At 65.3% G+C, this 6,145-nt stretch carries 5 protein-coding genes; 2 read left to right on the top strand and 3 right to left on the bottom strand.

What is annotated here, in order from left to right; genetic code table 11:
• Positions 1 to 117: 117 nt before the first annotated feature.
• The gene (locus AC2VON_RS10065) at positions 118 to 1,575 is read left to right on the top strand and encodes a flavin-containing monooxygenase (RefSeq protein ID WP_486952821.1); all 1,458 of its coding nucleotides are present in this window, start codon (positions 118 to 120) and stop codon (positions 1,573 to 1,575) included.
• A 10-nt stretch (positions 1,576 to 1,585) separates the two neighbouring features.
• Here AC2VON_RS10065 and AC2VON_RS10060 read toward each other — a convergent pair whose 3' ends face one another.
• Positions 1,586 to 2,416: a glycoside hydrolase family 16 protein gene (locus AC2VON_RS10060; RefSeq protein ID WP_486952820.1), complete on the bottom strand. Its 831-nt coding sequence runs from the start codon at positions 2,414 to 2,416 to the stop codon at positions 1,586 to 1,588.
• 51 nt (positions 2,417 to 2,467) lie between these two features.
• On the opposite strand from AC2VON_RS10060, the gene AC2VON_RS10055 reads away from it, so the two are divergent.
• A complete protein-coding gene (locus tag AC2VON_RS10055) occupies positions 2,468 to 3,985 on the top strand; it encodes a glycosyltransferase family 39 protein (RefSeq protein ID WP_486952822.1) in 1,518 nt (505 codons plus the stop codon).
• 10 nt (positions 3,986 to 3,995) lie between these two features.
• Here AC2VON_RS10055 and AC2VON_RS10050 read toward each other — a convergent pair whose 3' ends face one another.
• Positions 3,996 to 4,820, bottom strand: coding sequence for a glycoside hydrolase family 16 protein (locus AC2VON_RS10050; protein ID WP_486952819.1), 825 nt, complete (start codon positions 4,818 to 4,820; stop codon positions 3,996 to 3,998).
• Positions 4,821 to 4,928: 108 nt separating this feature from the next.
• The gene (locus tag AC2VON_RS10045; RefSeq protein WP_486952818.1) at positions 4,929 to 5,828 is read right to left on the bottom strand and encodes a glycoside hydrolase family 16 protein; all 900 of its coding nucleotides are present in this window, start codon (positions 5,826 to 5,828) and stop codon (positions 4,929 to 4,931) included.
• Between the last annotated feature and the right edge of the window lie 317 nt (positions 5,829 to 6,145).

Here is a 6,145-nt window from a genome sequence, read left to right as displayed (position 1 = left end):
CCAGGTTGACCGGCGGGAGCGCACGCAACCCCCCGGTTCCGCATTGCGGCTCGGACTCGGCCTCGACACCCCATGACGACCGACGCACCCGGCAGATATGCCGGTACATTAAGCGACATGGGCCAGCAGCGCGCCGTGCAAGTCGCCATCATCGGCGCCGGAATGTCGGGCCTATGCATGGCGATCAAGTTGCAGGACGCCGGCATTGACTCCTACACCATCTTCGAGAAAGCCGACGACGTCGGCGGCACCTGGCGCGACAACACCTACCCGGGCCTGAGTTGCGACGTACCGTCACGGTATTACGCCTATTCGTTTCGGCCCAACCCGAACTGGTCGCATCTGATGTCGCCGGGCCCGGAGATCCAGGCCTATTTTCGGCAGGTCGCCGACGAACGGGCGATTCGGCCCCACATCAAGTTCGGCACCAAGGTCACGTCCGCCCGCTACGACGCCGGCCGGTGGCGGCTGACCACCGGCGACGGCGAGCAAGTGTTCGACGTGCTGATCACCGCGACCGGCGTCCTTCGGGTACCGCGCTACCCAGACATCCCCGGACGGGACAGCTTCGCCGGTCCGGCGTTTCACTCATCGCGATGGGACCACTCGGTTACCTTGCCGGACAAGCGGATCGGCCTGGTAGGCACCGGATCCACCGGTGTTCAGATCGCCGCGGAACTCGGTGGCGAGGTTCGCCAGCTGAAGGTGTTTCAGCGCACCGCGCAGTGGATCTACCCGGCACCCAACCCGCCGTACTCGCCCTTGACCCGGGCGGCATTGCGCCGCTGGCCGGCGCTGAACACCATCGGCTACCGCTTCTGGGGCTGGCTCTTCAGGTTTGTGTTCTGCCGCGCCGTGGTCCAGCCGGGATTCCAGCGCACTCTGGTTCAGACCCTGTGCCGGTGGAATCTGCGGCTCTCGGTGCCGGATCGGCGGTTGCGGGCCAAACTGACCCCCAAGGACCAGCCGATGTGCAAGCGGCAGATTCTCGCCGGCCACTTCTACCGATCCGTCCAGCGGCCGGGTGTGGAGGTGATCACCGAGCCGATCGAGGCCATCGAGCCGCGCGGCATCGTCACCGCCGACGGCACGCTGCACGAACTGGACCTGCTGGTGTATGCCACCGGGTTCGATGCTCGGGCCTACGTGCGCCCGATGGAGATCGTCGGGGAGAACGGGCTCACCCTGGATGAGGCCTGGGCAGACGGCCCGCGGGCGTACCGGTCGATCGCGGTACCCGGCTTCCCCAACCTGTTCATGCTGATGGGCCCGCATTCGCCGATCGGCAACAACTCGCTGGTGCCGATCGCCGAGGACCAGACCAACTATGCGACGTGGTGGATCAACCAGATCCGCGACGCCCAGGTGGCCGCCGCGGCACCCACCGAGGTGGCGACCAAGGACTACAACGAGGCTATGAAGGCCGCGATGCCGCAGACGGTCTGGGTTACCGGCTGCAGCAGCTGGTACCTGGGCAAAGACGGTCTTCCGGAACTCTTTCCGTGGAAGCCCGAACGGTTCACCGAGCTGTTGCGCCAGCCGGTACTCGCCGACTTCGACATCCAGGGCACGTAGTCCCCGGTGGTTACCAGACGCGTATCCAGTCGATGAGCATCTCCGCCGGATAGCTGCCCGATCCGGGATCGCCGCCACCGGAGCCGGCGACCGCGAGGTTGAACACCGAAAACATCTGGTAGCCCGGGTCATTGAACGGCCAATCCGCGATCGAGTTCACCGGCACAGTGAAGTACGGCTGCGCGCCGTCGACGTAGTCCCGCCAAAAGCGCATGCCGGCCTCATCCCACTGGCATCGCCAGGTGTGCCAGGCGTTGTCCACTGCGATGTTGTGGGTCGCCCATTCGGCGCCGTTCGGCTTGGTGTGGACGGTGGTTGCCGATGGCCAGTTACCGTTGCCGTACCATTCGAGCACGTCAATCTCACCGCGGTCGTCGTTGCCCATCCACCAGGCCGGCCAGCAACCGGCGGTGAGACAGTTGAGTTTCATCCGGGCTTCCCAGGTGTGGCCGATGCCGCCCATCCACCGGCTTTGAACTTTGCCGCTGTAGTAAGTGCTGCCGTCCTTTGCTGCGCGGAGAACGAGATTGGACTTGCCGTCGAGGAAGACGTTTTGGCGGTCGTCGCGGTACTGCCCGACGTTCTCGGGGCGTTCCCAAAACGTCGGGTCCTGCATCGACTCCCGGGCCCGCGCCACCGCCCACTTACCCGGATCGGGGGCCGATCCGGCCTGACCGTCGAACTCGTCGTGGAAAAGGTAGGACTGGCCGGTGTTGCCGGGTGACCCGGGCGGCGCAGCCGGGCGGGCGTGGGCGGCGGGGACGGGGATCGCTGGGATCACCGCGCCGAGCGCGCCGACCCCGGTCATCAACATCATGCTGCGTCGATCGATCCCCGGCACAGCTCGAATGTAACCATATGACGGGTGTGGGTCCGCAACGCACCACGAAGCGTGCTGGCACCGCCGCCGGCGGTGCTGGATCCCCTGATCGTCGCCGTGCTGGCCGCCGCGGTGAGCCTGGGTGGCGCAAGCCGGCCCTCCTTCTGGTACGACGAGGCGGCGACCATTTCGGCGTCATACAGCCGTTCGCTCGGCCAGTTGTGGCTAATGCTCAGTAACGTCGACGCCGTCCATGGCCTGTATTACCTGCTCATGCACGGCTGGTTCCAGATTTTCCCACCGACGGAGTTCTGGTCGCGCGCGCCGAGCGGTCTGGCGATTGGCGGCGCCGCGGCCGGAGTGGTGGTGCTGGGCAGGCAGTTTTCGTCTCGTGCTGTCGCGGTGACGTCCGGAGCGGTCTGCGGCATTCTGCCTCGGGCAACCTGGGCAGGTATAGAAGCTCGCCCATATGCCATGTCGATGATGGCCGCGGTTTGGCTGACCGTGTTGCTCGTTCGCGCCGCGCGCCGCAACGGTACCCGGGTCTGGCTGTCCTACGGGATCGTCCTGGCGATGTCGATTCTGCTCGACGTCTATGTCGGGCTGTTGTGGCTGGCGCATGTCGGGTTCATCTGCGCCTTCCGGCGTAAGGGAACAGTCGTCGTTGGGTTCGCCGTCAGCTCGGGTGTGGCGGGCTGCGTCCTGACGCCGTTTATGGTCGCGGCCATCGGTCAGACGGATCAGATCAGGTGGATCGAACCGATCGGCCGGCGGACCGTAGAGGATGTGACGGTTCAACAATACTTCGAACGGAGTCCCCCATTCGCGATCGCGTCGGCATTGCTCGTGACGGCAGCGATTGTCTTGTGGCTCTGCACATCCGCGCAACTAGCCGAGGCGGGACGACAACTGTTGGCCTTGGCGATCACCTGGCTCGTGCTGCCCACCGCACTGATCGTCGGCTGGTCGGCGTTGGTTCACCCGATCTACACACCGCGCTACCTGACCTTCACCGCGCCGGCGGTGGCCCTGATCCTGGGTGTCTGCATCGGCGCACTGGCCGTGACACCATGGGTTGCCGCGACCGCCGTAGGTCTTCTCGCGATTGCCGCCGTACCGAATTATGTTTTGGCGCAACGCAATCAGTATGCAAAATACGGAATGGACTACAGTCAGGTGGCAGATCTGATCACCGCGAAGGCGGCACCCGGCGATTGCTTGCTCGTGAACGACACTGTGACGTTCATGCCTGCGCCCATGCGTCCATTGATGGCGGCGCGCCCCGATGCCTATCGGAAGCTGGTCGACCTCACCCTCTGGCAACAGGCGACGCAACGCAACGACGTCTTCGACACCAATCTCATACCGGAGGTCGTCGCCGGGCCGTTGAGCCACTGCCGCGTCGTGTGGATCATCACCGAAGCCGACACGTCGAGGCCCGCTCACGAGCAGGCCTCGACGTTACCGCCCGGCCCCCGATTCGGCGACAGCCCCGCCTTCGCGGTCGCGCACAACCTGGGCTTCCGGCTCGTCCAGCGCTGGCAGTTCAACCTGGTTCAGGTGCTCCGGGCTGAGCGCGCGGAGCACTGACCGTCGTCTGCTACCAGACCCGGATGTAGTCGATGAGCATTTGCGACGGGAAGGTACCGAAGTCGGGATTGCCGCCACCGGGCCCACCGATCGCAAGGGTGAACATGGGAGACAGCCAGTAACCGGGGTTGTTGAACGGCCACCGCAGGTCGTCTGGGTTGCCGTGCATCGGTATGGGTTTCGACGGAACACTGAAGTATGGTGCGCCATCTCGCGAGAAGTGGAAACCGTCCTCATGCCACCCCATTCGCCAGGTGTGCCACCCGCCGTCCACCAATCCGGGAATCGACTTCCCTTCCCATGTCTTCCCGTTGGATGCCGCGTGGACCGTGGTTCCCGCCGGCCAGTCGCCGTTGCCGTACCACTCGAAAATATCGACCTCGCCGTCTGGGTCAGGATCCTCGTTGACGGCCCAGAACGAAGGCCACAGGCCGGGGAACAAACAATCCAGCTTTATCCGCGCTTCCCAGGTGGTGCCGATAAGGCCCCGCCAGTTGCCGCGCAGTTTTCCACTGAAGTATTGGTCACCTTCTCGCGAGGCAAGCAGGACGAGATTGGAGTTGCCGTCGAGGAACACGTTTTGGGCGCGGTATTGACCTTCGACCGGAGGCCACACGTCGTCCTGCCAGGTCTGCACCGTCCACTTCGACAAATCGGGGCCTTGGCCGGCTGGGCCATCGAACTCGTCGGAGAAGATGTAGTTCCCGCCGGCAACCGGCGCTGTGGGCGGAACCGGCGCTTGGGGCGCGGACGGGTAGGCCCCTGCATGCGGGACGCGAGTCGCGGCTGCCAGCAAACCGAATCCGGTCATCAACATGGCGCTCCGTCGATTCATCTCAGGCATAGCTGGAATGAAACCATGCAACCGTGCGTGCACGCGAACCGGACCCTGCGCCGCGCCCCACGTCATCCGAGCCGGATCTGTGACTTTCGTTGGTAGAACTTAAAAGACACGTACCCAGTCGATGAGCATGTCAGCCGGATAGGCGCCTCCCGCGGGGTCACCGCCACCGGAGCCGCCGACCGCGAGATTCAACACCGGAAACATCGTGTAGCCGGGGTCGTTGAACGGCCACTCCCGGATGGGCTCGTCAAGATTCTCGATGCCCACGGCCGGAACACTGAAATAGGGCTCTGCGCCGTCGGTGTAGTCCTCCCAGAAGTACATGCCGGACTGATTCCAGGTGCACCGCCAGCTGTGCCAGTTCCCGTCCACCGCGATCGGATGGGTCTCGAATGCCGTACCGATCGGATTTGCGTGGACGGTGGTTCCCGCCGGCCACTCCCCGTTGCCGTACCACTCGAGCAGGTCGACTTCGCCTTCGCGGCCCGGGTCGTCGTTGGACAGCCACCACCCCGGCCAGCAGCCGGCGGTGAGGCAGTTGAGTTTTATCCGGGCCTCCCAGGTGGTGCCGACACCGCCCCGCCAATTGCCGTGAACGAGGCCGCCGTGGTAGGTGGTGTCGTCCCGGGTGGCGCGCAGCACCAGGTTGGAATGGCCGTCGAGGAACACGTTCTGGCGGCTGTCGCGGTACTGATACCAGAACTCGGGTCGGTCGTATCCCACCGGATTCTTGATCGGCGTCCGGTGGTTCGACACCGTCCACTTCGACGGGTCTGGGGCCGAACCGGCCGGGCCGTCAAACTCGTCGTGGAAGAGAAAGCCCCCGGTGGTCGCCCCGCCGGGCGGCGCTTCGGGTGCCGTCGCCGGGGCCGGCGCACTCGGCGGCGCCGGGTGGGCCCGGGACTTGGGAAGCGGAGTCGCGGCCGCCACTGCGCCGAAACCCATCATCACCATGACTCTGCGGCGGTTCATCTCGGACACAAGGGGAAATGAAACCATGCGGCGGCGGTGCTACGCCAGATAGCCTGACTGCAGCCTCCGCAGGCAACTGCGGTTTAGGACGTTGACCAGCTACGTTGGCTCGTCGGTGTCATCGGGCGCACACCGACGGCAATCCCGGACGGCAGGAACCGCACCGCGCGGTTGGGAAAGGGCCGCTTAGCCCGCCGGCACCTGGATGGGAATCGGCATCGGAACCAGCGGGATCGTCAGGTACTCCGTGGTCATCGGCACGGCGGTCGCCACGGTGCCGATGCTCGGCGGCGGCGTATCGGTCGCCCGGGTCGCCGGAGTCGCCGGAGTCGCCGGAGTCGCCG

This window comes from Mycobacterium sp. TH-M82 (assembly GCF_057473605.1).
The sequence above is the reverse complement of the archived record's forward strand: the minus strand, read 5'-3'. Positions and strand labels throughout refer to the sequence as shown.

What these genes read in the sequence shown, in the direction of transcription:
- AC2VON_RS10050 (WP_486952819.1), bottom strand. Translation starts at nt 4,820, where the DNA reads ATGAATCGACGGAGCGCCATGTTGATGACCGGATTCGGTTTGCTGGCA.
- AC2VON_RS10045 (WP_486952818.1), bottom strand. Translation starts at nt 5,828, where the DNA reads ATGGTTTCATTTCCCCTTGTGTCCGAGATGAACCGCCGCAGAGTCATG.
- AC2VON_RS10065 (WP_486952821.1), top strand. Translation starts at nt 118, where the DNA reads ATGGGCCAGCAGCGCGCCGTGCAAGTCGCCATCATCGGCGCCGGAATG.